21 protein-coding genes are annotated in these 25,414 nt (G+C 66.9%); 8 read left to right on the top strand and 13 right to left on the bottom strand.

The window, feature by feature from the left end; all coding sequences use genetic code 11:
- Positions 1-81: 81 nt before the first annotated feature.
- Positions 82-1,962, bottom strand: a complete 1,881-nt coding sequence (locus AC5P7U_RS11225; RefSeq protein WP_197564784.1) for an ATP-binding cassette domain-containing protein — start codon at positions 1,960-1,962, stop codon at positions 82-84.
- Between the two features lie 180 nt (positions 1,963-2,142).
- The gene (locus AC5P7U_RS11220; protein WP_308309212.1) at positions 2,143-3,018 is read right to left on the bottom strand and encodes a LysR family transcriptional regulator; all 876 of its coding nucleotides are present in this window, start codon (positions 3,016-3,018) and stop codon (positions 2,143-2,145) included.
- A 102-nt stretch (positions 3,019-3,120) separates the two neighbouring features.
- Between AC5P7U_RS11220 and AC5P7U_RS11215 the strand changes: the two genes are divergently transcribed.
- Both AC5P7U_RS11215 and dbpA read left to right on the top strand, forming a co-directional pair.
- Positions 3,121-4,200, top strand: a complete 1,080-nt coding sequence (locus tag AC5P7U_RS11215; protein WP_006434823.1) for a YeiH family protein — start codon at positions 3,121-3,123, stop codon at positions 4,198-4,200.
- An 84-nt stretch (positions 4,201-4,284) separates the two neighbouring features.
- A complete protein-coding gene (gene dbpA, locus AC5P7U_RS11210; protein WP_133934431.1) occupies positions 4,285-5,661 on the top strand; it encodes an ATP-dependent RNA helicase DbpA in 1,377 nt (458 codons plus the stop codon).
- A gap of 97 nt (positions 5,662-5,758) precedes the next feature.
- On the opposite strand, the gene AC5P7U_RS11205 is transcribed toward dbpA, so the two are convergent.
- The 4 genes from AC5P7U_RS11205 to AC5P7U_RS11190 form a co-directional block, all read right to left on the bottom strand.
- Positions 5,759-6,295 carry an adenine phosphoribosyltransferase gene (locus AC5P7U_RS11205; protein ID WP_164087782.1) on the bottom strand — a complete coding sequence of 179 codons (537 nt, stop codon included), beginning with the start codon at positions 6,293-6,295 and terminating at the stop codon, positions 5,759-5,761.
- Between the two features lie 611 nt (positions 6,296-6,906).
- Entirely contained in the window at positions 6,907-8,472 is a 1,566-nt protein-coding gene (locus AC5P7U_RS11200) for a protein adenylyltransferase SelO (protein ID WP_312562463.1), read from the bottom strand.
- A gap of 32 nt (positions 8,473-8,504) precedes the next feature.
- Positions 8,505-9,194, bottom strand: coding sequence for a glutathione S-transferase (locus AC5P7U_RS11195; RefSeq protein WP_006434626.1), 690 nt, complete (start codon positions 9,192-9,194; stop codon positions 8,505-8,507).
- 194 nt (positions 9,195-9,388) lie between these two features.
- Positions 9,389-9,598: a cold-shock protein gene (locus AC5P7U_RS11190; protein ID WP_004153307.1), complete on the bottom strand. Its 210-nt coding sequence runs from the start codon at positions 9,596-9,598 to the stop codon at positions 9,389-9,391.
- 301 nt (positions 9,599-9,899) lie between these two features.
- Between AC5P7U_RS11190 and AC5P7U_RS11185 the strand changes: the two genes are divergently transcribed.
- Entirely contained in the window at positions 9,900-10,388 is a 489-nt protein-coding gene (locus AC5P7U_RS11185; RefSeq protein WP_308309477.1) for a YaiI/YqxD family protein, read from the top strand.
- 6 nt (positions 10,389-10,394) lie between these two features.
- On the opposite strand, the gene AC5P7U_RS11180 is transcribed toward AC5P7U_RS11185, so the two are convergent.
- Positions 10,395-11,273, bottom strand: a complete 879-nt coding sequence (locus AC5P7U_RS11180; RefSeq protein ID WP_414555599.1) for a pseudouridine synthase — start codon at positions 11,271-11,273, stop codon at positions 10,395-10,397.
- A 124-nt stretch (positions 11,274-11,397) separates the two neighbouring features.
- Between AC5P7U_RS11180 and AC5P7U_RS11175 the strand changes: the two genes are divergently transcribed.
- From AC5P7U_RS11175 to AC5P7U_RS11165, 3 genes are all read left to right on the top strand, one after another.
- Positions 11,398-11,946 carry a YaeQ family protein gene (locus AC5P7U_RS11175; protein WP_164088047.1) on the top strand — a complete coding sequence of 183 codons (549 nt, stop codon included), beginning with the start codon at positions 11,398-11,400 and terminating at the stop codon, positions 11,944-11,946.
- A complete protein-coding gene (locus AC5P7U_RS11170; protein WP_006434527.1) occupies positions 11,943-13,127 on the top strand; it encodes a BaiN/RdsA family NAD(P)/FAD-dependent oxidoreductase in 1,185 nt (394 codons plus the stop codon). Before AC5P7U_RS11175 ends, AC5P7U_RS11170 begins: the two co-directional genes overlap by 4 nt.
- Before the next feature lie 91 nt (positions 13,128-13,218).
- Positions 13,219-15,288 carry an EAL domain-containing response regulator gene (locus AC5P7U_RS11165; RefSeq protein WP_040009725.1) on the top strand — a complete coding sequence of 690 codons (2,070 nt, stop codon included), beginning with the start codon at positions 13,219-13,221 and terminating at the stop codon, positions 15,286-15,288.
- A gap of 71 nt (positions 15,289-15,359) precedes the next feature.
- Here AC5P7U_RS11165 and fabV read toward each other — a convergent pair whose 3' ends face one another.
- The 6 genes from fabV to queA form a co-directional block, all read right to left on the bottom strand.
- Complete coding sequence (fabV, locus tag AC5P7U_RS11160) at positions 15,360-16,619, bottom strand: enoyl-ACP reductase FabV (RefSeq protein ID WP_495221129.1); 1,260 nt, start codon at positions 16,617-16,619, stop codon at positions 15,360-15,362.
- 651 nt (positions 16,620-17,270) lie between these two features.
- On the bottom strand, positions 17,271-18,251 hold the full coding sequence (gene secF, locus AC5P7U_RS11155; protein WP_049456823.1) for a protein translocase subunit SecF: 981 nt from the start codon (positions 18,249-18,251) through the stop codon (positions 17,271-17,273).
- A gap of 15 nt (positions 18,252-18,266) precedes the next feature.
- Positions 18,267-20,123: a protein translocase subunit SecD gene (gene secD, locus AC5P7U_RS11150; protein WP_197564583.1), complete on the bottom strand. Its 1,857-nt coding sequence runs from the start codon at positions 20,121-20,123 to the stop codon at positions 18,267-18,269.
- Positions 20,124-20,184: 61 nt separating this feature from the next.
- Complete coding sequence (yajC, locus tag AC5P7U_RS11145; RefSeq protein ID WP_006434333.1) at positions 20,185-20,529, bottom strand: preprotein translocase subunit YajC; 345 nt, start codon at positions 20,527-20,529, stop codon at positions 20,185-20,187.
- Between the two features lie 133 nt (positions 20,530-20,662).
- Positions 20,663-21,793: a tRNA guanosine(34) transglycosylase Tgt gene (tgt, locus tag AC5P7U_RS11140; protein WP_006434331.1), complete on the bottom strand. Its 1,131-nt coding sequence runs from the start codon at positions 21,791-21,793 to the stop codon at positions 20,663-20,665.
- A gap of 132 nt (positions 21,794-21,925) precedes the next feature.
- Positions 21,926-22,993, bottom strand: coding sequence for a tRNA preQ1(34) S-adenosylmethionine ribosyltransferase-isomerase QueA (queA, locus tag AC5P7U_RS11135; protein WP_180880953.1), 1,068 nt, complete (start codon positions 22,991-22,993; stop codon positions 21,926-21,928).
- 211 nt (positions 22,994-23,204) lie between these two features.
- Here queA and AC5P7U_RS11130 point away from each other — a divergent pair, with 211 nt between their 5' ends.
- Both AC5P7U_RS11130 and AC5P7U_RS11125 read left to right on the top strand, forming a co-directional pair.
- Positions 23,205-24,701 carry an aminotransferase class III-fold pyridoxal phosphate-dependent enzyme gene (locus AC5P7U_RS11130; RefSeq protein ID WP_197564581.1) on the top strand — a complete coding sequence of 499 codons (1,497 nt, stop codon included), beginning with the start codon at positions 23,205-23,207 and terminating at the stop codon, positions 24,699-24,701.
- A gap of 100 nt (positions 24,702-24,801) precedes the next feature.
- The gene (locus AC5P7U_RS11125) at positions 24,802-25,395 is read left to right on the top strand and encodes an LOG family protein (protein ID WP_006434211.1); all 594 of its coding nucleotides are present in this window, start codon (positions 24,802-24,804) and stop codon (positions 25,393-25,395) included.
- Positions 25,396-25,414 lie beyond the last annotated feature (19 nt).

The following is a 25,414-nucleotide window of genomic DNA, read 5'->3' as shown; positions in this document are numbered from 1 at the left end:
GCGGACCTTGGTCCGCACTGATGCCGCCATCCACGCATGGCGTGGATCTACTGATTGTCCACCGGCAGCGCCGACCGGCGCTCAGCCTTCCAGTTCTTCCCAGCGCGCGTACGCGGCATCCAGCTCGGCCTGGACCTTGGCCAGCTGCTGCGTGTGCGCGGTCACTTCGGCGCTGCTGCGGGTGTAGAACGACGGGTCGTTCATCGCCGAGGTCAGCCCTTCGACGTCGCCTTCCAACTTCTCGATGGTCTTCGGCAGCTGTTCCAGTTCGCGCGCTTCCTTGTAGGCCAGCTTGCGCTTGGGCGCTGCGGGAGCAGCCGCCGTGGCGGCCGGTGCAGCTGCCGCCGGCTTGGCTGCCGGGGCCGCGGCAGGTGCCGCGATGCTGGCCGCGTAGCGCTGCCAGTCGCTGTAGCCACCCACGTACTCACCGATCACGCCGTCGCCTTCCATCACCAGCGTGGAGGTCACCACGTTGTCGATGAAGTCACGGTCGTGGCTGACCAGCAGCAGGGTGCCGGTGTACTCACCCAGCAGCTCTTCCAGCAGTTCCAGGGTTTCCACGTCCAGGTCGTTGGTCGGTTCGTCCATCACCAGCAGGTTGGACGGCTGCGCGAACAGCTTGGCCAGCAGCAGGCGGTTGCGCTCGCCACCGGACAGGCGGGTGATCGGCGCACGCGCGCGTTCCGGGGTGAACATGAAGTCCTGCAGGTAGGCGTGCACGTGCTTGCGCTTGCCGTTGAACTCAAGGAAATCGCGGCCTTCGGCCACGTTCTCGATCGCGCTCCAGTCTTCGCGCAGCACCGCACGGTACTGGTCGAAATAGGCGATCTGCAGGTTGGTGCCCGCGTTGACCTCGCCCTTGGCCGGCTGCAGTTCGCCCAGCAGCAGCTTCAGCAGCGTGGTCTTGCCGCTGCCGTTGGGGCCGATCAGGCCGATGCGGTCGCCACGCAGGATGGTGGTGGTGAAATCGCGGACCATGGTGCGCTCGCCGAAGGCGAACGAAATGTCCTTGACGTCGATGACCTTCTTGCCCGAGCTGACGCCCTGTGCGGCTTCCATCTTGACGTTGCCGCTGAGATCACGGCGCTGCGAACGTTCGGTGCGCATCGCCTTCAGGCGGCGCACGCGGCCTTCGTCACGGGTACGGCGCGCCTTGATGCCCTGGCGGATCCAGACTTCTTCCTGCGCCAGCAGCTTGTCGAAGCGTGCGTTTTCCTGCGCCTGCGCGTTGAGGCGTTCCTCGCGGCGGCGCTCGTAGTTGGCCCAGTCGCCCGGCCAGCTGGTGACCTGGCCGCGGTCGATCTCGACGATGCGGGTGGCCAGTGCACGCAGGAAGCGGCGGTCATGGGTGACGAACACCACGCTGCCGCTCCAGCCCTTCAGGAACGCTTCGAGCCAATCGATGGCTTCGATGTCGAGGTGGTTGGTCGGTTCGTCCAGCAGCAGCACGTCCGGGCTCGACACCAGCGCGCGCGCCAGCAGCACGCGGCGCTTCATGCCGCCGGACAGGCGGCCGAACTCGGCGTCGCCGTCGAGGTCGAGCTTGGTCAGGGTTTCGCTGACGCGCTGGTCCAGTCCCCAGCCGTTGGCGGCGTCGATCTTGGCCTGCACGTTGCCGAGTGCTTCGCCATCGAATACTTCGGCATGGCTGAGATGGTGGAATTCGGCCAGCCACTGGCCCAGTTCGCCCAGGCCATCGGCGACGACGTCGAATACCGAACCGGCAGCGCCGTGCGGCACTTCCTGCTCCAGGCGGGTGACGCGCACGCCCTGCTGCACGCGGACTTCGCCGTCATCGGGCTTGTGGTCGCCGGACAGCAGCTTGAGCAGGGTGGATTTGCCGGCGCCGTTGCGGCCGATCAGGGCGATGCGTTCGCCCGGCTCGATCGACAGTTCGGCCTTTTCCAGCAACAACGGGCCGCCGACGCTGAAGTCGACGTTCTGCAGAGTAATCAGAGGCATCCGGATATTGTACGGGTTGGGGGCGTCGGCCGGGTTGCACCCGGCACCCGCAGAGGCAACGGCCGCAGCCAAAGCAACGTCAAAAGCGGCTTACGGTGGCAGGCGGGTCATCGCGATCTGCCGGGACGGCATTCCGCTCTGGTGGGTGTCGACCTTGGTCGACACATGGGAATCGATGGCTTACCCCAAGTCCCCCAGCAACGCCTGCAAGCCCGGCAACCAGTGCTTCCCCGGGTGGCGTACCAGCCACAGGGTACGCTGCAGGGTGGGCAGCGGGGTGTCCAGCACGCGCAGGCGGCCGAGAGCCAGCGGCTCTTCCAGCGCGTGGCGGGAAAGGCAGGCCAGGCCGAGTCCGGCGATCGCGGCCTGCTTGATGGCTTCGGTGTTGCCCAGCTGCAGGGTCTGGGCGAAACCGCGCAGGTGCGGCAGCAGGGCCTGTTCGACCGCCTCGCGGGTACCAGAGCCGGGTTCGCGCAGCAGCCAGCGGGCGCTGCGCAGTTCATCCAATCTCCATCGCGCCGGGGCGTCGGCGGCCGCGACGATCACCAACGGATCCTGCTGCCAGGCGGTCACCTGCAAGCCACGCTCGTGGCACGGGCCCTCGATCAGGCCCGCATCGACGTCCAGCCGCTGCACGGCAGCGACCACGCCGGCACTGTTGTCGATGCGCAGGTCGACCTCGGCCTGCGGCGCCTGCCGCAGCAACTGGGCGATGCGCGGTGGCAGCAGGTAGTTGCCGATGGTGGTACTGGCGGCCAGCACCAGCCGCAGCGGTGCGCCCTGTGCCGGGTCGCCGCCCGCGGCCAGCTGCCGCTCCAGGTCGGCGGCATTGACCAGCAGCGCGCGCGCCGGCTCCAGCAACGCTCGGCCGTGCCCGTTCAGGGCCAGACGACGGCCGATGCGATCGAACAGCGGGGTGCCGAAATGTGCCTCCAGCTCCTGCAGGGCGGCACTGCTGGCCGACTGCGAGAGCGCGATGGCCTGACCGGCGGCGGTGGTGCTGCCGTGGTCGGCGATGGCGACGAAGACCTGCAGCTGGCGCAAGGTCAGGCGCATGGCAATTACCCGCTTGATAGGTAGATTACACCAATATTATTCGTTTTACAGGTCAATCACACTGGCGCACGCTGGCGCCATCACTTCAGCCCCGTCCACGTCATGAATGCCCCTGCCCTCTCCCCCTGGTCCCTGCCCGCCCTGCGCCAGCGCTGGCAACCGCGCCTGCCCGGCCTTCTGCTGGTGGGCCTGATCGCGGCGGCCTCGCTATACCTGGCCGAGCTTCCGTGGCTGCAGGCGCACGGCCTGAGCGCGCTGACCGTGGCCATCGTCGCCGGCATCGTGGTCGGCAACACCCTCTACCCGCGGCTGGCGCCGAGCAGCGCGGCCGGCGTCGGCTTTTCCAAACACTGGCTGCTGCGTGCCGGCATCGTGCTGTACGGCCTGCGCCTGACCTTCCAGGACATCGGCCATGTGGGCGTAACCGGTGTGCTGATGGACGTGCTGGTGGTCGCCAGCACCTTCGGCCTGGCCTGCTGGCTGGGCGTGCGTGTTTTCAGGATGGAGCGCGAGGCGGCAATGCTGATCGGTGCCGGCAGCGCAATCTGCGGCGCGGCGGCGGTGATGGCTGCCGAGCCGGTGGTGCGCGGCCGTACGGCGCAGGTCACCGTCGCAGTGTCGACGGTGGTGGTGTTCGGCACGCTGGCGATGTTCCTGTATCCCGCCCTGTATGCACTGATGCAGTCGCATGGCTGGCTGGCGATGGACGCGCGCCAGTACGGCCTGTTCACTGGCGCGACGGTGCACGAAGTGGCCCAGGTGGTGGCCGCGGGCCGCGCGGTCAGCGAAGCGGCGGCCGATACCGCGGTGATCACCAAGATGGTGCGGGTGATGCTGCTGGCGCCGTTCCTGGTCGCACTGTCGCTGTGGCTGGCGCGTGGCGGCAAGGCCAGCGCTGATGGCAGCAAGGCGCGCATCGTGGTGCCGTGGTTCGCGTTTGGCTTCGTGGCGGTGGCCGGGTTCAACTCGCTGCACCTGCTGCCGGCCGGCCTGCAGGCCGGGCTGGTGCAGCTGGATACTGTGCTGCTGGCCATGGCGATGGCCGCACTCGGCCTGACTACCCACGTCTCGGCGCTGCGCCAGGCTGGGCTGAAGCCGCTGCTGCTGGCGCTGATCCTGTTCGCCTGGCTGCTGTTCGGTGGGCTGGCGATCCACCAGGGCGTGCTGGCGGTGCTGGGCTGAGCAGGAGCGTGCCGACCCAGGTCGGCATCCACATGGATGAAGGCCCCAGGACGGGAGCTGCCGCGCGGACGGGTACAATGCGCCATGACTGACTTCTCGACCCTGCCGCTGAGCCCGGCCCTGCAGCCCGGCCTGGATGCCCTCGGCTACACCACCCTCACCCCTGTGCAGGCGCAGAGCCTGCCGGCCATCCTCGAAGGCCGTGATGTGATCGCACAGGCGCCGACCGGCAGCGGCAAGACCGCCGCCTTCGGCCTGGGCCTGCTGCAGTCCATCGACCCCAGCCTGATCCGCGTGCAGGCGCTGGTGCTGTGCCCGACCCGCGAACTTGCCGACCAGGTCGGCAAGCAGATCCGCAAGCTGGCCACCGGCATTCCCAACCTGAAGCTGCTGCTGCTGGTGGGCGGTGTGCCGCTTGGCCCGCAGCTGGCGTCGCTGGAAGGCCACGACCCGCACGTGGTGGTCGGCACCCCCGGCCGCGTGCAGGAACTGGCGCGCAAGCGCGCGCTGAATCTGGGTGCGGTGCGCACGCTGGTACTGGACGAGGCCGACCGCATGCTTGACATGGGCTTCGAGGAGCCGATCCGCGAGATCGCCGGCCGCACCCACAAGGATCGCCAGAGCCTGCTGTTCTCGGCCACCTTCCCCGACAGCATCCGTGCCATGGCACGCGACCTGCTGCGCGATGCGGTGGAAGTGACCGTGGAAGGTGCCGACCAGGCGCCCGCGATCCGCCACCTGTTCTGCGAGGTGGAACCGGCCCACCGCCAGAAGGCACTGGCCGGCCTGCTGCTGAAGTACACGCCCGAATCGGCGGTGGTGTTCTGCAACACCCGCAAGGACGTGGACGAAGTGGCCAACTCGCTGCAGCAGTTCGGCTTCTCCGCCCTCGCCCTGCACGGCGACATGGAGCAGCGCGACCGCGAGGAAGTGCTGCTGCTGCTGGCCAACCGCAGCTGTAACGTGCTGGTGGCCAGCGACGTGGCCGCGCGCGGGCTGGACGTGGAAGAGCTTGCGGCGGTGATCAACTACGAACTGCCGACCGACGTGGAGAGCTACCAGCACCGCGTGGGCCGTACCGGCCGCGCCGGCGCCAGTGGCCTGGCGATCAGCCTGGTGGCCGGCCGCGAGAAGACCCGTGCCGAAGCGATCGAAGCGCAGATGGGTCAGCCGCTGGACTGGCAGAAAACGCCGCTGGCGACTTCGCGCCCGGCCGAACTGCCGCAGGCGGCGATGCGCACGCTGCGCATCGATGGTGGCAAGACCGACAAGCTGCGCCCGGGCGATATCCTCGGCGCACTGACCGGTGACGCCGGCCTGTCGAGCAAGTTCATCGGCAAGATCGCGATCTTCCCGACCCGCTCCTACGTGGCGATTGCCCGCGAGCAGGCCAACAAGGCCGTGGCGAAGCTGGAAGCCGGCAAGATCAAGGGCCGTCGATTCCGCGTGCGGATGATGTAATGGCCTGACCGGGTGGGTGCCAACCAAGGTTGGCAACTACCGGTTGACGGCGGTTCGCTCTGGTAGGTGCCAACCTTGGTTGGCACTCACCCTTCGATCAGAACACCAGTTCAGTGTGCAGCGGCAGATCCGCTTCCCAGCGGGCACGGCCACCCAGGCCGTCCAGCTCGACCAGCACGCCGGCACCGACCACGTCGACACCCAGGCGGCGCACCAGCGACAACGCGGCGACCAGTGTGCCGCCGGTCGCCAGCACGTCGTCGATGATCGCGACACGGGCGCCGGCCGGCAGCGCATCGGCGTGCACTTCGATGCAGTCGCTGCGGTATTCCAGCGTGTACTCCTCGCGCAGCACCTGGCCCGGCAGCTTGCCCGGCTTGCGTACCGGCACGAAGCCCACGCCCAGTTCCAGCGCCATCGCGGCGCCGAGGATGAAACCACGCGATTCAATGCCGACCACCGCGTCCAGCTTCTGGTCGCGCCAACGGTCGGCCATCGCGGTGATCGCACCACGGAAGTCATCGCCGTGGGCGAGCAGCGGCATGATGTCCTTGAAGAGGATGCCGGGCTTGGGGAAGTCGGCGATGTCGCGCAGGCGGGAGGCCCACTGCGGAGCGACGAGGGCGTCGGTCATGTCACATTAGCTATCTGATGGCGGCATAGGGTACCTGTTCCGGCCGTTGCCTGCCTCTTGAGGGGTCTCGGCCGGGCTGCGCCCGGCACCTGCAGAGGCCACCGCGCAAGCAAAGGCGAAAGCAAAAGCCGCATTCCGAGGGATGGCGGGGTGGGTCCGGTTGCGGGAGACGCCGTAAACCCATCCTTGGGGGCTTGGCCGCGGCATCCATGCCGCGGACACTCCCGCAACCGGACCCACCCCGCCTTCGACAGATCTCTGCGATCTGCAGTAGATCCACGCCATGCGTGGATGAATCTCCGTCGGAATCGAACATTTCGAATTGAAATCGAAAAGCATCCACGCTTGGCGTGGATCCACGTGTCGACCAAGGTCGACACCCACCCACCGCAGCGGGAATCTGTCGGAGGTGGGGCGGTGTGGGGCTGCAGGACCGTTGGCGCCATGGATGGCGCCATCGAGCCCCCATGGATGGGTTTACGGCGTGTCCTGCAGTTCCACACCGCCCCGCCAGACCATCAGCAATCCAGAGCCGCTTTGGCTTTGGCTTTGGCTTTGGCTTTGGCTGTTGCCTCTGCAGGTGCAGGGCGCAGCCCTGCCAACACCCATCCTCAGGAACTGCAGGACAGCATCGAGCAGCCGGCGCGGTTGTCGGCCCACGCCGGGCGCTTGCCGGCGAAGTGTTCAAGCCCCGGGCGCTCGGTGTACGGGTCGTGCAACACCTCCTGCAGCGCATGCACGCCGCCGAGGTCACCCTGCTCCGCGCGGTCGATCGCCTCCTGCGCCAGCCAGTTGCGCAGCACGTACAGCGGATTGGCTGCAGCCATCTTCACAGCGCGCTCGCTGGCCGACAGCGGATCGGCCCGCAACCGCGTCGCGTAGTCCTGCAGCCACTGCTGCAACGGCGCCCGCACCGCCTGCTGGCGCGTCTCGTCGTAGTACACCGCGTCCAGCACCGCCGCATCCGGTGCCGCCGGATCGATGCGCATCAGCGCGCGCCAGGCCAAGGTCATGTCCATGGCGCCGTCCTGCATCAGTTGCTGCCAGCGCAGGTAGAGCTGCAGGTCGTCGTCGTCGGCCGCGGCCAGGCCGAGCTTGGCGGCGGCATCGCGGCGCGTGCATGCCACGAAGGTGGACTGGTAGGCGGCCAGACCGGCCTGCAGCGGTGCCACATCGGCAAACAGCGGCGCCAGCGCCTGCGCCAGCCGGCTCAGGTTCCAGTACGCCACCTGTGGCTGCGTACCAAAGCGGTAACGGCGGCCCTGCGCGTCGGTGGTGTTCGGCGTCCAGTCCGGGTCGAAGTCCTCGACCCAGCCGTAAGGGCCGTAATCGAGCGTGAGGCCGAGCACGGACAGGTTGTCGGTATTCATCACGCCATGCACGAAACCCACGCGCATCCAGTGCGCGATCATCTCGGCGGTGCGCACCGCGATCTGCGTGAACCAGTCGCCATACAGCGCCTCGCCCTGCCCCTCCAGCTCGGGGAAATCGCGGGCGATGCAGGCATCCACCAGCTGCTGCAGCAACACGGTTTCACCGCGCGAAGCCGGCAGTTCGAACGAACCGAAACGCAGGAACGAGGGCGACACGCGGCACACGATGGCGCCAGGCTCGGCACGTGGGTGGCCGTCATAGAACATGTCGCGCACCACGTCTTCGCCAGTGCCGACCAGTGACAGCGCACGCGTGGTCGGCACCCCGAGGTGGTGCATCGCTTCGCTGCACAGGAATTCGCGGATCGACGAGCGCAGGACCGCGCGACCATCGGCACCGCGCGAATACGGCGTTGGGCCCGCGCCCTTCAGCTGCAGCTCCCAGTGGCGTCCATCCGGCGCCACCAGTTCACCCAGTGAGATCGCACGGCCATCGCCCAGCTGCCCGGCCCAGTGGCCGAACTGATGCCCGCCGTAGTTCGCCGCCCACGGCTGCATGCCGGCGTACAGCGCATTGCCGCCGAACACGCGGGCGAAGCCTTCGCCTTCGACTTCAGCGGCTTCGAAACCGAGCAGCGTGGCCACCTCCGGCGCCCACGCCAGCAACGTGGGCGCCGCCACCGGGGTCGGCATCACCGGCGACCAGGCCGCGCCCAGCACTTCACGGCGGCGCGGGCCGGCTTCGGGGTCACCCGGCAGACTGTGCAGCAAGCGGTTGTCGAAACGGGGGGAGTCGGTATCCATGACCTTGAAGATGGGGGCGACAGCCGCCTGCCTCAATTGCCGCTGAGCGCCTGCAGATGGCCACCGTGGGCCTCGGCGCGCTGGTAGGCCGGGCGCTCGCCGATGCGCTTGAGGAAACCACGCAGTGCAGGCTTGTCGTCGAGACCACCGCCACGCGCGGCCGCGGCCTGGATCGGGAAGCTCATCTGGATGTCCGCCGCGCTGAACCGCTCACCCGCGAACCACGGGCTTTCGGCGAGGCGGCGCTCCATCCAGTCCAGGTGCAAGCGCCGCTGCGGGCCGATGAAGCCCCGCTCGGCCTTGTCGGCAATGCTGCGCGCGATCGGGCGCGCGAAGAACGGCATCGGCGCGTTGCGGATGCGCCCCATCACCAGGGTCAGCAGCAACGGCGGCATCGCCGAGCCTTCGGCGTAGTGCAGCCAGTAGCGGTAGGCAATGCGCTCGGCGCCTTCGGCCGGCATCGGTGACGGCGAGAGCTGGCGCTGGGTGTCGTAGCGGTCGGCAAGGTAGTCGAGGATCGCACCGGACTCGGCCAGCAACAGCTCACCGTCCTGCAGCACCGGCGACTTGCCGAGTGGATGCACGTTGCGCAGCTCCGGGGGCGCCAGCAGTGTTTTCGGATCACGCGGATAGCGGCGGAGCTCGTAGTCCAGCCCCAACTCTTCAAGCATCCACAGCACGCGCAGCGAACGGGAGTTTTCCAGGTGGTGGACGATGCGCATGAGGATGATCCTTGGGAAGACCTGCATCGTACCGCGGCGTGCCTGCCCTCTGTAGAGTCGAACCATTCTCGATTGGTCTCAAAGACCGTCGTTGAATGCAGTCGAGCAAGCTCGACTCTACAAAACGGCGGGCAATAAAAAACGCCGGAAGCTTTCGCTTCCGGCGTTCTGGCTACCTAACGGTAGCAGACGGATTAGACCGCCTGCACCTGGTCAGCCTGCATACCCTTCTGACCCTGGACGGCGATGAAGGTAACCTTCTGGCCTTCCTGCAGGGTCTTGAAGCCGGTGCCCTGGATGGCACGGAAGTGCACAAACAGGTCCGGGCCGCTTTCCGGGGTGATGAAGCCGAAGCCCTTGGCGTCGTTGAACCACTTGACGGTGCCGGTCTGACGATCAGACATTTGACTAACTCCTGAAACACATGTTGAAAAAATCGCAGCCACCGGGTATCGGGGCCGAGACTGAGTTGCAGGCGTTGGTAAAGCGGATCGATGAGCGGATCGTGAGATCAACTGCACCAGGCCACGATTCACGGTGACCCTAGCAAACACAGTGGGACGAACGATACGCGTGTTTTCTGCAAAAAGCGATAGCCCGGACGTTCATGGGCAGGCCCTGCCCGCTAGGCGTGACAAGGGCTGACAGCCGATCGTGGCTAACTCCGAGTCCCCATTCAGGTTTTTCCTACCCTACACTGGGTAAATGACTGAAGCTGAAACCCAAGCTGAACCCGCCCTCCCTCGCATCTGGGTGGATGCGGATGCCTGCCCTGGCGTCATTCGCGACATCCTGTTCCGGGCCGCTGAACGGGTCGGGATCGAGCTGACCCTGGTCGCCAACCAGTGGATCCGCACCCCGCCCTCGCGCTGGCTGCGCTCGATCCAGGTGCCGCAGGGCCTGGATGTGGCCGACAGCGCCATCGTAGAACGGGTTGCCGCCGGTGATCTGGTGATCACCCAGGACATCCCGCTGGCTGCGCTGGTGCTGGAGAAGAAGGCGGTGGCGCTGAACCCGCGCGGCCAGCTGTACACCCCGAACAACATGGCCGAGCGGCTGTCGATGCGCAATTTCATGGAAGAGCTGCGCGGCGCCGGGGTCCAGACCGGGGGCCCGCCGCCCCTCGGCCCACGCGACCGGCAGCTGTTCGCCGCCGAACTGGACCGTTGGCTGGCCCGGCGTCCCGGCCGCTGAACCGCGTTACCCGGCCTGATCCGGCAGGCACAGGCGGCGCTGGCTGCTGAACTGCCGCCGTTCCCCGCTGAGCGGATCATCGAAGGCCAGCCCCTGTGCCAGCAGCTGCAGGGGCAGCTCGACCGCCCCCTGCGGGCGCGACCTCAGTTGCGGATACAGGTCATCGCCCTCGATCGGCGCGCCCAGCGCGGCCATGTGCACGCGCAGCTGGTGTTTGCGGCCGGTCTCGGGCCGCAGCCGGTAGCGCCAGATCGGTCCCTCCGCCTCGATCAGTTCAATCCGGCTCCGCGCATTGGGCTCGCCCGGCGCTTCGGCCATGCGGAAGAACGGCTCGCCCGGCACCAGCCGGCTATGCCGCTGCAGTGGGAACCCCACGCCCGGCAGGGCCGGTGCCAGTGCCTCATAGATCTTCTCGATGCGCCGTTCGCGGAACAGCCGCTGGTAGGCATCGCGTGAGGCCGGCTGCGTGGAGAACAGCACCAGCCCGGCCGTCAGCCGATCCAGCCGGTGCAGCGGCACCAGCTCGGCGTTGCCGGTGCGGGCGATCAGACGCGCCAGCAGGGTTTCGCGCACGTGCCGGCCGGCCGGCGTCACCGGCAGGAAGTGCGGCTTGTCGGCCACCAGCAGGTGCGCATCCAGATGGACGATGGTCTCGGCGAACGGAATCACCGGCTCGTCGGCCACCTCGCGGAAGTACTGGATCTCCAGCCCCACCTGCCAGGGCAGGTCCGGCGCCAGCGCCCTGCCCTGCGCGTCCTGCACGCGACCACGGGCGAAGCGGTCCTGCCATTGCGCGCGGTCGATGCGCGGGAAACGCGCGCACAGGCCATCGAGCAGGCTGGGCCAGTGGCCGGGCGGCAGCTGCAAGCGGCTGGGCGGGGTCATCGCGTCCATTCCTGCGGTGGATAGAGCGTGCAAGCGTGCCACGTTGACGCTTTGCCGACAGCCCGGCAACGGACACCCCTGGAGCAAACCTCTATCATTGTCCTCTTTAGTCCACGGATCCCCCATGGCTCTTACCGCCACCATCCGCAAGGCCGAACTGCAGATCAGCGACATGGATCGCGGCTACTACGCGACCCACAACCTGACCCTGGCCCAGCACCCGTCCGAGACCGACGAGCGCCTGATGGTGCGCCTGCTCGCCTTCGCCCTCAATGCTGGCGACCGCCTGGAATTTGGCCGCGGCCTGAGCACCGACGATGAGCCGGACCTGTGGGAACACGATTACACCGGCGACATCCTGCAGTGGATCGACCTGGGCCATCCGGACGAATCGCGCATCCGCAAGGCCAGCAACCGCAGCCGCCAGGTGCAGGTGGTGAACTACGGTGGCAACGCCTCCGATATCTGGTGGACCAAGCAGGGCAAGGGACTGGCGCGTTTCGACAACCTGTCGGTGGTCGACCTCGACGGTGCCTTCGTCGAGCAGTGGGGCCAGCAGATCCAGCGTGCGATGCGCTTCAGCGTGCTGATCCAGGATGGCGAAGTGCAGATTCTCAACGATCAGATCCAGCTCGACATCATCCCGAACTGGCGCAAGCGCGCCAAGGCATGAGCACGATCCGCTGCGATGTGGTGGTCATCGGCGCCGGCGCGGCCGGGCTGATGACCGCGATCACCGCCGGCCAGCGCGGCCGCCAGGTGCAGGTGATCGACCATGCCAACAAGATCGGCAAGAAGATCCTGATGTCCGGCGGTGGCCGCTGCAACTTCACCAACACCGGTACCACCCCGGCCAACTTCCTGTCGGCCAATCCCCACTTCTGCAAATCGGCGCTGGCCCGCTACACGCCCTGGCATTTCATCGAACTGGTCAGCAAGCACGGCATCGCCTACCACGAGAAGGAACTGGGCCAGCTGTTCTGCGATGTCTCATCCAAGCAGATCGTGAAGATGCTGGTGGACGAATGCCAGGCGGCCGGCGTGCAGGTCCGTACCGACTGCAGCGTGCAGCGCATCGAGCACGGCAGCGACGGTTTCCGCGTACACACCAGCCACGGCCTGTTCCACTGTGCCTCGCTGGTGGTCGCGACCGGCGGGCTGTCCATTCCCAGCATGGGTGCCACCGGTTTTGGCTATGAGATCGCACGCCAGTTCGGCCACGCGGTGCTGCCGACCCGCGCCGGGCTGGTGCCGCTGACGCTCAGCGGCAAGCACCAGGAGCGGCTGGCCGAGCTCAGCGGTGTCGCCCTGCCGATCGAGGCGCGCTGCAACGGAAAGAGCTTCCAGAACTTCATGCTGCTGACCCACCGCGGCGTCAGCGGCCCGGCAATCCTGCAGATTTCGTCCTTCTGGCAACCCGGCGACACGCTGGAGCTGGACCTGCTGCCCGGCCAGGATGCGGGCGAATGGCTGCGCCAGATGAAGCGCGAGCGGCCCGCCGCCGAGCTGCGCACGGTGCTGGGCGAGGTACTGCCCAAGCGGCTTGCACAGCGCCTGTGCGAACACTGGCTGCCCGACCGCCCGGTGCGCCAGCTGGACGAGCCGGTGCTGCGCCAGGCCGCGCAGCTGCTGGGCGCGTTCCCGTTGGTGGCCAGCGGCACCGAAGGCTATCGCACCGCCGAGGTCACCCTGGGCGGCGTGGACACCGCCGAGGTTTCGTCCTCGACGATGGAATCCAGGCGCGTGCCCGGCCTGCACTTCGTTGGTGAGGTGCTGGACGTGACCGGCTGGCTGGGCGGCTACAACTTCCAGTGGGCCTGGGCCAGCGGCCACGCGGCCGGCGGCGTGGTGTGAACCACATCGCCGTTCGATGCGCGCAAGGGGTGCGCGCATGGACGGTTCGGCGCGCATCGTGTATCTAGATTTGCAGATTGGGGAGCAGTGCATGCAGAACGCGAACGACATCACCATCCGCCTGCTGATCGTCGATGACAGCGGCGAGAATGCCGAAGCCATCGTCAGCGCCCTGCGCAACAGTGGCATCGCGGTGCGCCCGTGGCGCCCGCAGGATGCGGCCGAGCTGGCCCAGGTGCTGGACAGCCAGGCCATCGACCTGGTGCTGGCCTCGCCGTCGCCGGGCATTCCGCTGCCGCTGGTGGCCCAGCACATCGCCGCCAGCGGCAAGGACATTCCGCTGGTGCTGCTGGCCGAGCGCATCGACGAGGACGAGCTGGTGCAGGCCAGCAGCCATGGCATCCGCGCCCTCGCCCTGCGCCAGCGCCCCGAGCACCTGCTGGCCGTGGTCCGCGACCAGTGGGTGGACCTGCAGGCGCGCCGTGGCCTGCGCCGCATCGAGGCACAGATGCGCGAAACCGAGCGCCGCTGCGACGCGCTGATCGCCTCCTCGCGCGACCCCATCGCCTACGTGCATGAAGGCATGCACATCCGGGCCAACGACGCTTATCTGGAAATGTTCGGCTACGAGCATTTCGACGACATCGAAGGCATTTCGCTGCTGGACATGGTCGCCGCGCAGCATGTGGAAGGCTTCAAGCAGCTGCTCAAGGGCCTCAGCCGTGGCGAAGCGCCGCCACCGCAGTACCAGCTCGACGCCCGTCACGAAGATGGCAGCGCGTTTCCTGCAACGATGGAATTCACGGCGGCGACCTACGAGGGCGAATCCTGCCTGCAGGTGGTACTCCGCCGCCGCATGGAATTCGATCCGGAGCTGGCACGCGAAGTCGAGGACCTGCGCCAGCGTGACCAGGTCACCGGCCTGCTCAACCGCCCGACCTTCATGCTGCAGCTGGAAAGCGCGGTGGCCCAGGCAGGTCGCAGCGAAGGCCAGTTCGGCCTGCTGTTGATCGAACCGGACCATTACGCGCGCCTGCTCCCGGACATCGGCCTGGCCTCGGCCGACGCGCTGATCGGCGCGCTCGCCGCCCTGCTGGCCGAGGTTGTCGGCGAGGACGCGCAGCTGGCCCGCTTCGGCGAACACAATTTCGCCGTGCTGCAGGCGGGGCCTTATGCGCAGACCGTCGCGTTGGCCGAGCGCATCCGCGAAGCCTACGCCGCGCACGTCTTCAGCATCGGCGCACGCTCGGCCACGGTGACGGTCAGCATCGGTGGCGTGCAGGTGGGCGAGAAGATCGCCAGCATCGGCCAGGTGCTGGCACGTGCCAGCGAATGCACGCAGGCCGCTGCCGAGCTGGGCAACACCTGCCGCATCTTCGACCCCGCAGCTGCCGACCGCGTGGAGGAAGAGCGCGTGCTGCGCTGGGTGGCACGCATCCGCGAAGCGCTGGCCGGCGACGGCTTCCAGCTGCACTACCAGCCGGTGCTGAATCTGCAGGGCGAGCCGCTGGAACTGTACGAGGCCTACCTGCGCCTGGAGCACAACGGCGAGCTGCTGAGCCCGACCGCGTTCCTGGGCATTGCCGAGGAGCACGGGCTGCTGGCCGATATCAACCGCTGGGTGGTTTCGCGGGCCATTGCGGTGCTGGGCCAACGCGCGCGCGAAGGCCACGCCACCCAGGTGCTGGTGAAGGTCACCCCGGAATCGTTCGACGATCCGCAGATGATCGCCACCCTGCGCCGCGAACTGCAGGCACAGGGCGTGCCGGGTGAACGGCTGTGGCTGCACGCACCGGAAGCGAAGGTGTTCACCCATCTGCGCAGCGCGCAGCAGTTCCTTGCCGAGGTCGCGCCCCTGGGCTGCCGCATCGGCCTGGAGCAGTTCGGTTCGGGGCTGGATTCGTTCCAGTTGCTGGCCCACTTCCAGCCGCAGTTCCTCAAGCTGGACCGCGGTTTCACCAGCGATCTGGCCGCCACCCGCGAGAACATCGACCGCATCAGCCAGATCACCGCGCGTGCGCAGGAAGCCGGTATCCGCACCATCGCCGAGTTCGTCAGCGACGCCAATTCGATGACCCTGCTGTTCAGTGCCGGCGTGGACTATGTGCAGGGCGACTTCGTCGGCCCGGCCTTGCCGGAGATGGGGTTCGAGTTTGGTTGACCCACGGGGCTGCCGGCCAGCGGCCGGCACTACCCAACGAAAAGGCCGGCTTTCGCCGGCCTTTTCATTGATCAGGTCATGTCGACCAGATTCTCGATCCTGACGTCCGGATTGACGTCGGCTTCGTAGTCGACACCGTCCACACCGAAACCGAACAGGCGCAGGAAGTCGGCCTTGTAGCCCGCCAGATCGCTGATCTCGTACAGGTTCTCGTTGGTCACCTGCGGCCACAGCGCAACCACCTTGCCCTGCACGTCCGCGGCCATTTCCTTGTAGTCGGCACGCAGGCGGCCTTCCTCATCGACCAGCGCAACGGTGTGGCCATCGCCATCGACCAGGTCATGACGCAGGCGATCGACCGCCACGCCATCAGACTTGCCGCCGTAGAGGATGTCGTACAGCACGTCGAGCTGCTCGATGCAGCCTTCGTGCGTGCCCTTTTCCTTCATCACCTTGAACAGCAGCGACAGGTACAGCGGCATGGTCGGAATGGCCGAGCTGGCCTGGGTGACCACGGCCTTCAGCACCGACACGCGCGCATCGCCACCGATCTTTGCCAGCTTTTCGCGCAGGCCCAGTACCTTGGTGTCCAGGTCCTTCTTGGCGGCACCGATCGAGCCGTTCCAGTAGATGGCCTGGGTGATCTCCTCGCCCACGTAGGTGAAGGCGGTGGTGGTGCAGCCGTTGGCCAGCACACCGGCATCGGCCAGCGCCTCGATCCACATCTGCCAGTCTTCACCGCCCATGACCGCGACGGTGCCGGCGATTTCCTCGGCGGTAGCCGGCTGCAGGTGGGTCTCGGTCAGCACTTCCTTGTCGGTATCCAGGCCACGCAGGGTGATCGGCTCGCCGATCGGCTTCAGCGTGGAGCTGATGATTTCACCGGTCTTTGGGTGCTTGCGGCGCGGTGCAGCCAGGCTGTAGACCACCTGGTCGACCTGGCCAAGATCGGCCTTGATCATCTCGATGGCCTTGGCCTTCACCTCATCGGAGAAGGCGTCGCCGTTGATGCTCCTGGCGTACAGGCCGGCTTCGTCGGCGTACTTGTGGAACGCGGCCGAGTTGTACCAGCCGGCGGTGCCGGGCTTGGACTCGCTGCCCGGACGCTCGAAGAAGATGCCCAGGGTCGCCGCGCCGCTACCGAACGCAGCGGTGATGCGCGCGGCCAGGCCGTAGCCGGTGGAGGCACCAATGACCAGCACGCGCTTGGGGCCGTTCTGGATCGGCGGGCGGGCGCGGATGTAGTCGATCTGCTGCTTGACCGCGGCCTCACAGCCGGTCGGGTGGGTGGTGACGCAGATGAAGCCGCGGACGCGCGGTTTGATGACCATGGATACCTCGGGTTGGCAGATGCGGCGCGCGGGGCGCTCAGCAGGAATACGGGCGCGCGCCTGCGCGCGCGAACCGCAGGATCGTAGTGCGCGGGGGAAGATTGCACAACCGACGCTGGCGTAGGGTGGTTCTCTTTTCGCAGGGCTTGCAGCCCTGCACCCGCCGGAAGCCAGAGCAGCGTCAACGTCAAAAGCTGGGTTCCTGTGGGTTGGCGGGGTGGGTCCGGTTGCGGGGGCGCTGCAAGTACGTCCATGTAAGCTCGGTCGCCGCATCCATGCGGCTCACGCCCCGCAACCGGACCCACCCCGCCTTCGACAGATTCCCGCGATCTGCCGGAAAGGCTTTCTGCATTGGTGGGTGTCGACCTTGGTCGACACGGTAGATCTGATCCAAGTTTGATTATCGATATCTGACAGATGTGCCGACCAAGGTCGGCACCCACCAACAGCCGCAGGAAACGATCTGGGGCAGAGCCCCCTGAGTCAGGGGGCGGCCGCGAAGCGGCGGGGGTGTGGGAGCTGGTAAGTGGGGCCCACGGTTCGCGCAGCGAAGCGTGGGAGCGACAGCGCGCATGCGATGACGCGTACCAGCCCTGCCAACAAAAAACCCCGCTTGCGCGGGGTTCTCTGTGTACTGCGTGCAACAGGTGATTACGGGCGACGGGCCAGGGCCTCGACGTCCTTCGCCTTCGGCAGCAGGTCCTGCTTGCTGACGCGCAGGAAACCGATCGTCAGCATCGGCACCGCCACCAGGATCGAGGACAGCACCACGATCACCGCACCGATCATGTGCGTCTCGGCCAGGCCTTCCATCGAGCTGCCGCCATACATGTACAACGCAAGCGCCGACAGGAAGAACATCACCGCCGTGATCACCGTACGCGACAGCGTCTGGTTGATCGAACGGTTCAGCACTTCCATCGAGTCCACGCGCAGGCTGCGGAAGTTCTCGCGGACGCGGTCGAACACCACGATGATGTCGTTGATTGCAAAGCCCATCACCGACAGCAGGCCGGCCAGCACGGTCAGGTCGAACTCACGGCCCAGCAGGGACACGTAAGCCACCGTCACGATCAGGTCGAACATCGCCACGATGCTGGCGGTGACCGCGAACTTCCATTCGAAGCGCACCGCGATGTAGATCAGGAAGCCGGCCAGCATGAAGATGGTGGCGTACAGGCCATTCATCGCCAGGTCCTTGCCGATCTGCGGGCCAACGAACTCGTTGCGCAGCACGGTGGCCTGGTTGTCGGCGGTGGACAGTGCCTTCACCACGGCCGCGGCGGTGGCCTTGTCCTCGGCAGCGGCATCACCGGTACCCGGGGCATGCTCGCCGTGCGGGGCCAGGCGGATCAGCAGATCGGTGTTGCCACCGACACTCTGCACCTGCGCGCCGTCAAAGCCGTTTTCCTCGAGCTTGGTACGCACCTGCTCGACGTCCACCGCCTTGTCGAAGCGGGCTTCGATCAGCGTGCCGCCGGTGAAGTCCAGCGCATAGTTGAAGCCCTTGAAGCCGATGATGGCGACCGAGGCCAGGAACACCACGATGGTGACCGCCATGGCGACATGGCGCCAGCGCATGAAGTCGATCTTGGTGTCGTTCGGGAGAATGTGCAGCGGAAACAGTTTCATGTGCGTGTCGTCCCGTCAGATGGCCACGTTCTGGAGCTTCTTGCGGCTGCCGTAGATCAGCGTCGCCAGCGCGCGCGACACGGTGATCGCGGTGAACATGGAGGCGAAAATACCGATGATCATGGTCAGCGCGAAGCCCTTCAACGGACCGGTACCGAATGCGAACAGCGCCACACCGACGATCAGGCCGGTCAGGTTGGCGTCGAGGATGGTGCCCGAGGCACGCTCGTAACCGGTCACGATCGCGGTCTTGCCGGGCACGCCGGCACGCAGTTCTTCACGGATACGCTCGTTGATCAGCACGTTGGCGTCCACCGACAGGCCGACCGACAACGCCAGGCCGGCGAAGCCCGGCAGGGTCATGGTCGCGCCGAACATCGACATCACCGCCACCACGATCAGCAGGTTGAACAGCATCGCGATCGAGGTGATCACGCCGAACATGCGGTAGTAGATGCTGAAGAACACCAGGGTAAACAGGAACGCGAACACCACTGCACGCATACCGTTCTTGACGTTCTCGGCGCCCAGGCTCGGGCCGACCACGCGCTCTTCGACGAAGTCCATCGGCGCCGCCAGCGAGCCGGACTTCAGCAGCTTGGCCAGGTCCTCGGCTTCCTTCTTCTGCAGGCCGGTGGTCTGGAAGTTCTTGCCGAACACGCCGTTGATGTTGGCAACCGAGATCACTTCCTCGTTGACCTTGAAGCCACGCACTTCCTGGCCGTCGACGACGGTCACGGTCGGCACGCGCTCGGTGTAGACCACCGCCATCGGCTTGTTCACGTTGGCGCTGGTGAAGTCGAACATGCGCTGGCCACCGACATTGTTCAGCGTGACGCTGACCGCCGGAGAGCCGCTGTTCGAATCGGTCACCGCCTGCGCGCCGACCATCTGGTCACCGGTGACGATCACGCGCTTGTTCAGCAGCACCGGGCCACCGCCATCGCGGCGCTGGTAGACCTTCGCTTCCGGCGGGATGCGGCCGGAGGCGATCGCGTCCTGTGCATTGCCATCAACCACCGCACGGTATTCAAGGGTGGCGGTGGCGCCGATCATGCGCTTGGCTTCGGCGGTGTCCTGCACACCCGGCAGCTGCACGACCACGCGGTCGGCACCCTGGCGCTGGATGATCGGCTCGGCCACGCCGAGCTGGTTCACGCGGTTGCGCAGGGTGTTGATGTTCTGCTCGATGGCGCCGTTGGCGATCTGGGTGATCTCGGCCTCGGGAATGGTCACCGTGATGCGGCTGCCGCTGACGTCGTAACCGAGGGTCGGCTGCGCCTTGACCAGCGCGGTACGGGCGAGCTGTGCAGCATCCTCACCAGCCGACGGGCTCAGGTTGGCCACGATGCTGTTGTCGGCACGACGCTCCACCGACTGGTAGGCGATGCGGGCGTCACGCAGCGTGCTGCGCACGTCTTCGGTGTAGGCGTCCAGGCGCTTGTCCAGGGCGGCCTTCTGGTCGACCTGCAGCACGAAGTGCACGCCGCCCTGCAGGTCCAGGCCCAGCACCATCGGGCGACCGCCAAGGTTGGCCAGCCAGTCCGGCACGGTCGAGGCCAGGTTCAGTGCCACGGTGTACTGCTCGCCGATGGTGTCACGCAGGGCGTCACTGGCAGCGGACTGCGCCTTCAGGTCCGGCAGGCGGACGATCAGGCTCTCCCCTTCCTTCTCGGCGCCGATGGTGGTGACACCGGCCTTGTTCAGGTCGGCCAGCACACGGTCGCGCAGCGCATCGTCGACCTGCCCGCCACGGTTGGCGGTGATCTGGATGGCCGGGTCCTTCTGGTAGATGTTGGGCAGCGCGTACAGCGCGCTGAGCGCCAGTACGATCAGGATGACGACGTACTTCCAGCGTGGAAATTCGAGCATTGCTTGGGTCCCGCGCGGCGCCATCCCCGGCGCCGCGGTTGTGCTTCGGAAAGGGAGTGGCTTACTGGGCCGACTTCAGGGTACCGGCCGGCAGCACGTTGCCGACAGCGCCCTTCTGCACGCGGATGCGCACGTTGTCAGCCACTTCGATGGTGATGAAGTTGTCGCCGATGTCGGTGACGATGCCGGCGATGCCGCCGTTGGTCAGCACTTCGTCGCCACGCTTGATCTTCTCCAGCATGGCCTTGTGCTCCTTCTGCCGCTTCATCTGCGGGCGGATCATCAGGAAGTACATGATGGCGATCAGGATGATCGGGAACAGCAGCGTGGTCAGGCCCATGCCCTGCGGTTGGCCGCCGGCGGCCTGGGCGTGGGCGGCGGGAATCAGGAAAGCAAGCAGGTTCATCGTTGGTCCTTTGGTTGGGCGGCGCTCCGGCCCGTTCACGGGCACGGCGTGTCGACCGCGGATCTGGGTCAGCCTTGAAGTATGCCACGGCCCCGGGCGTTCGTCCTTGGGCCGTTTGGCAGGGGGTGTCCGGTTACAGGGGCGGCGCGACCGCCCCGCGTGCCGCGTAGAAGGACTCACGGAAGGCCAGGAAGGTTCCCGCCTCGATCGCCGCACGGATGTCGGCCATCAGCTTTTCGTAATAGAACAGGTTGTGCAGGGTGCCCAGCATCGGCGCCAGCATCTCGTTGCAGCGGTCCAGGTGGCGCAGGTAGGAGCGGGTGTAGCCGCCGGTGCAGGCGACGCAGCCGCAGCCCGGCTCGATCGGGTCCATGTCGCGCGCGTACTGGGAGTTGCGGATGCGGACGGTACCGAACGAGGTGAAATAGTGGCCGTTGCGGGCGTTGCGGGTCGGCATCACGCAATCGAACATGTCCACGCCGCGTGCGACACCCTCGACCAGATCCTCCGGCCGGCCCACGCCCATCAGGTAGCGCGGGCGGTCGCCCGGCAGTTCCGGGTCCAGGTGATCCAGCATGGCATTGCGCTCGTGCTCCGGCTCGCCCACGGCCAGGCCGCCGATGGCGTAGCCGTCGAAGCCGATCGCCTGCAGGGCCTCGGCCGAGCGGCTGCGCAGGTCGGTGTGCACGCCGCCCTGGACGATGCCGAACAGGGCCGCGTCGTTGCCCAGCTCGTCATGCGCGTTGCGGCTGCGCTGGGCCCAGCGCAGGCTCAGCTCCATCGAGCGACGGGCCACATCTTCGGTGGCCGGGTACGGGGTGCACTCGTCGAAGATCATCACCACGTCCGAATCGAGCACTTTCTGGATCTTCATGCTCTCTTCCGGACCCAGGAACACACGGGCGCCGTCGGTCGGCGAAGCGAAAGTGACACCCTGCTCGGTGATCTTGCGGCGATGGGCCAGCGAGAACACCTGGAAACCACCCGAATCGGTCAGGATCGGGCCATCCCAGCGGCAAAAGCCGTGCAGGCCGCCGTGGTCGGCAATGATGTCCAGGCCCGGGCGCAGGTACAGGTGGAAGGTGTTGCCGAGGATGATCTCGGCGCCCAGCGCGCGCACCTGGTCCGGCAGGATGCCCTTGACCGAGCCATAGGTTCCCACCGGCATGAAGGCCGGCGTTTCCACCGTGCCACGCGGGAAGGTCAGGCGGCCACGGCGGGCACGGCCGTCGCGGGTCTTGAGCTGGAACTGCAGTCGGGACATGGAGCGGTCATTCAGGCAAATAGTCGCCTATTGTCTCCCAAGAAGGCGTGCGCACCAAGGTGCGCACCCACAGAGGCCTTGCCTTCCCAGGCTGCCACAGAGCACCCTACCCTCCCAGGGTGCCCTGCCTCCTCAACCCGCCTGCGGGAACAGCAGCATCGCGTCGCCGTAGCTGAAGAAGCGGTAGCGCTGCTCGATCGCGTGCTGGTAGGCCTCGAACACACGGTCCTTGCCGGCGAACGCGGAGATCATCATCAGCAGCGTGCTTTCCGGCAGGTGGAAGTTGGTCACCATCGCGTCGACGCTGCAGATGCGGTAGCCCGGGGTGATGAAGATCTGCGTCTCGCCAGCGAACGGCAGCAGCTCGCCATCGCGCATCGCGCTTTCCAGCGCCCGCACGACGGTTGTGCCGACGCCGATCACCCGGCCACCGGCCGCACGCGTGCGCCGCACCTGCTGCACCAGCTCCGCGCCGACGTTCAGCCACTCGCGGTGCATCACGTGGTCCTTCAGGTCATCGGCACGCACCGGCTGGAAGGTGCCCGCGCCCACGTGCAGGGTGACGTGGCCGAAGTCCACGCCCTTCTCCTTCAGCGCGGCCAGCAGCGGTTCGTCGAAATGCAGGCCGGCGGTCGGCGCGGCCACCGCGCCCACTTCACGCGCGAACACGGTCTGGTAGCGCTCGCGGTCGTCCACGCCCGGCTCGCGCTGGATGTACGGCGGCAACGGCAGGCGGCCGGCGTGCAGCAGCCACTGCTCCAGTGATTCAGGCACATGGAACTGCAGCACGTAGAACTCGCCGTCGCGGCCCAGCACCTCGGCTTCGCCGCCGGCATCCAGCGCGATGCGGCTGCCGGCCTTCGGCGACTTGCTGGCACCCACCTGCGCACGCGCCTGCTGGCCGCCGAGCAGGCGCTCGATCAGGATCTCCACGCGGCCACCGCTGGCCTTCTGCCCGAACAGGCGGGCCGGAATCACCCGGGTGTCGTTGAACACCAGCAGGTCGCCCGGCTGCAGCTGTGACGGCAGGTCACGCACCTGCAGGTCGGTGAAGCCTGCCGGGGCGGGTGGCACCAGCAGCAGGCGGCTGGCGGAACGTTCGGCCAGGGGCGCCTGCGCGATCAGTTCGGCCGGCAGGTCGTAGTTGAAATCGGACTTCTTCAAGGCAGTGGGCGGCAACAGGTCGACAATGGCGCGCATTGTACGTCCAGCGTCTGCGAGCCGGCGCGCTTCGCGGCGAACGTCGTGCAAAATGCTGCTATGCAGCAGGTTTCTGCGGGGTTATCGCGCAAAAAAACAAGTGCTAGCATCGAGCCGGAAGTCCGCTGCACGAGCCTGCCCCCAAGCGCGCGTGATGACGCGCGTTTTGCTTTTGAAGACCCGTGCGACCCATTGTTTCAGGAGATCTGCAATGAGCTTCATCGAACGCCTCGCCCCCCTGCGCAACCAGCCCGGCACCCGCCTCACTACTGGCCTGGACGACGCCACCCTGACCGCCCTGTCCGCCCGCCATCCGCAGCTGGTTGCCGCGGTGGAGGCTGCCGCCGAGGAATTCGCGCGCGTGCAGGCCGACCTGGGGCCGCTGCTGGCGCAGGACGAGCAGGCGCAGATCGACGCGATGCAGGACGGCTTCGTCAATTTCTACGCCGATGACGCAGTGACCCCATATGTGGCGCTGGCCGCGCGCGGTCCTTGGGTGGTGACCCTGAAGGGTGCGGTGCTGTACGACGCCGGCGGCTACGGCATGCTCGGCTTCGGGCACACCCCGGATGCCGTGCTGGAGGCGATGGCCCGCCCGCAGGTGATGGCCAACATCATGACCCCGAGCCTGTCGCAGCAGCGTTTCATCACGGCCCTGCGCGCCGAGATCGGCCATCGCCATGGCGGCTGCCCGTTCGCCCGGTTCATGTGCCTGAACTCCGGCTCCGAGGCGGTCGGCCTGGCGGCCCGCATCGCCGACGTCAACGCCAAGCTGCAGACCGACCCGGGCGCCCGCCACGCTGGCGCGGCAATCAAGCGCGTGGTGGTCAAGGGCAGCTTCCATGGCCGTACCGACCGCCCGGCGCTGTACTCAGATTCCAGCCGCAAGAGCTACATGCAGCACCTGGCCAGCTACCGCGGCGAAGACTCGGTGATCACCGTTGCGCCCTACGATGAGGCTGGCCTGCGCAAGGTGTTCGAAGATGCTGCGCGCAACCACTGGTTCGTCGAAGCCGTGTTCCTGGAACCGGTGATGGGCGAAGGCGACCCGGGCCGTTCGGTGCCGCCGGCGTTCTATGCGCTGGCCCGTGAACTGACCCGTGCACACGGCAGCCTGCTGCTGCTCGATTCGATCCAGGCCGGCCTGCGCGCGCATGGCGTGTTGTCGGTGGTCGACTACCCGGGCTTCGAAGGCCTGGACCCGCCGGACATGGAGACCTACTCCAAGGCCCTCAACGCTGCACAGTACCCGCTCTCGGTGCTGGCGGTGACCGAGCATGCCGCGCAGCTGTACCGCAAGGGCATCTATGGCAACACCATGACCAGCAACCCGCGTGCACTGGATGTGGCCTGCGCCACCCTCGCCCAGCTGACCCCGCAGGTGCGTGCCAACATCGCCGAACGGGGTGCCGAAGCGGTGCGCAAGCTGGAGCAGCTGAAGGGCGAACTGGGCGGGCTGATCACCAAGGTGCAGGGCACCGGCCTGCTGTTCTCCTGCGAGCTGGCCCCGCAGTTCAAGTGCTACGGCGCCAATTCCACCGAGGAATGGCTGCGCCAGCACGGCATCAACGTGATCCACGGCGGCGAGAACTCGCTGCGGTTCACCCCGCACTTCGGCATGGACAGCGAAGAGCTGGACCTGCTGGTGGGCATGGTCGGCCGCGCCCTGCGCGAAGGCCCACGCCGCGAGCAGGCCGCCGCAGCGTAAGAACGCCCAACGCGTCATACTCCATGGATACCCCGCCCGCAACCGCTGATCCGGTTGCCGGCGGGGCGTTTTCGTTTCCGGCCTAGAGACAGGAAGATCCATGAAATCGATCTGTGTGTACTGTGGTTCCAACGCGGGCAGCAAGCCGGCCTACACCGAACGCGCCATTGCCCTGGGTGACCGCATCGCCCGCGACGGCCTGCGCCTGGTGTACGGCGGCGGCAACGTCGGCCTGATGGGAACCGTGGCCAACGCCGTACTTGCCGCCGGCGGTGAAGTAACCGGCGTGATCCCGCGCCAGCTGGCCGACTGGGAAGTGGCCCATCGCGGCCTGACCGAACTGGAAATCGTCGGCTCGATGCACGAGCGCAAGTCGCGCATGTTCGACCTGGCCGATGGCTTCGTGGCCCTGCCCGGCGGCTTCGGGACAATGGAAGAAATCTTCGAGATGCTGACCTGGCGCCAGCTGGGCATCGGCAACAAGCCGTGCGCGTTCCTCGATGTGGATGGCTTCTATGCACCGCTGATCGGCATGATCGATCGCATGGTGGAGGAGCGCTTCCTGCATCCGGACCAGCGCCAGGACCTGTGGTACGGCTCGGACATCGAGGAGATGCTGACCTGGATGCAGAACTACCAGCCGGCACAGGCCTCGAAGTGGATTGACGAAAAACGCCGCGCCGCCCTGCGCTGATGCAACAGCACGCGGCGGC

Source organism: Stenotrophomonas sp. YJH_SMC_57 (assembly GCF_059369755.1).
This window is presented reverse-complemented; position numbering and strand designations above follow the sequence as displayed.

Coding starts and splice junctions, on each gene's coding strand:
- AC5P7U_RS11205 (WP_164087782.1), bottom strand. CDS start 6,295: ATGACCGACGCCCTCGTCGCTCCGCAGTGGGCCTCCCGCCTGCGCGAC.
- AC5P7U_RS11220 (WP_308309212.1), bottom strand. CDS start 3,018: ATGCGCCTGACCTTGCGCCAGCTGCAGGTCTTCGTCGCCATCGCCGAC.
- dbpA (WP_133934431.1), top strand. CDS start 4,285: ATGACTGACTTCTCGACCCTGCCGCTGAGCCCGGCCCTGCAGCCCGGC.
- AC5P7U_RS11200 (WP_312562463.1), bottom strand. CDS start 8,472: ATGGATACCGACTCCCCCCGTTTCGACAACCGCTTGCTGCACAGTCTG.
- yajC (WP_006434333.1), bottom strand. CDS start 20,529: ATGAACCTGCTTGCTTTCCTGATTCCCGCCGCCCACGCCCAGGCCGCC.
- AC5P7U_RS11125 (WP_006434211.1), top strand. CDS start 24,802: ATGAAATCGATCTGTGTGTACTGTGGTTCCAACGCGGGCAGCAAGCCG.
- AC5P7U_RS11190 (WP_004153307.1), bottom strand. CDS start 9,598: ATGTCTGATCGTCAGACCGGCACCGTCAAGTGGTTCAACGACGCCAAG.
- AC5P7U_RS11170 (WP_006434527.1), top strand. CDS start 11,943: ATGAGCACGATCCGCTGCGATGTGGTGGTCATCGGCGCCGGCGCGGCC.
- AC5P7U_RS11225 (WP_197564784.1), bottom strand. CDS start 1,962: ATGCCTCTGATTACTCTGCAGAACGTCGACTTCAGCGTCGGCGGCCCG.
- queA (WP_180880953.1), bottom strand. CDS start 22,993: ATGCGCGCCATTGTCGACCTGTTGCCGCCCACTGCCTTGAAGAAGTCC.
- secF (WP_049456823.1), bottom strand. CDS start 18,251: ATGAAACTGTTTCCGCTGCACATTCTCCCGAACGACACCAAGATCGAC.
- AC5P7U_RS11180 (WP_414555599.1), bottom strand. CDS start 11,273: ATGACCCCGCCCAGCCGCTTGCAGCTGCCGCCCGGCCACTGGCCCAGC.
- fabV (WP_495221129.1), bottom strand. CDS start 16,619: ATGGTCATCAAACCGCGCGTCCGCGGCTTCATCTGCGTCACCACCCAC.
- AC5P7U_RS11130 (WP_197564581.1), top strand. CDS start 23,205: ATGAGCTTCATCGAACGCCTCGCCCCCCTGCGCAACCAGCCCGGCACC.
- AC5P7U_RS11175 (WP_164088047.1), top strand. CDS start 11,398: ATGGCTCTTACCGCCACCATCCGCAAGGCCGAACTGCAGATCAGCGAC.
- tgt (WP_006434331.1), bottom strand. CDS start 21,793: ATGTCCCGACTGCAGTTCCAGCTCAAGACCCGCGACGGCCGTGCCCGC.
- AC5P7U_RS11215 (WP_006434823.1), top strand. CDS start 3,121: ATGAATGCCCCTGCCCTCTCCCCCTGGTCCCTGCCCGCCCTGCGCCAG.
- AC5P7U_RS11195 (WP_006434626.1), bottom strand. CDS start 9,194: ATGCGCATCGTCCACCACCTGGAAAACTCCCGTTCGCTGCGCGTGCTG.
- AC5P7U_RS11185 (WP_308309477.1), top strand. CDS start 9,900: ATGACTGAAGCTGAAACCCAAGCTGAACCCGCCCTCCCTCGCATCTGG.
- secD (WP_197564583.1), bottom strand. CDS start 20,123: ATGCTCGAATTTCCACGCTGGAAGTACGTCGTCATCCTGATCGTACTG.
- AC5P7U_RS11165 (WP_040009725.1), top strand. CDS start 13,219: ATGCAGAACGCGAACGACATCACCATCCGCCTGCTGATCGTCGATGAC.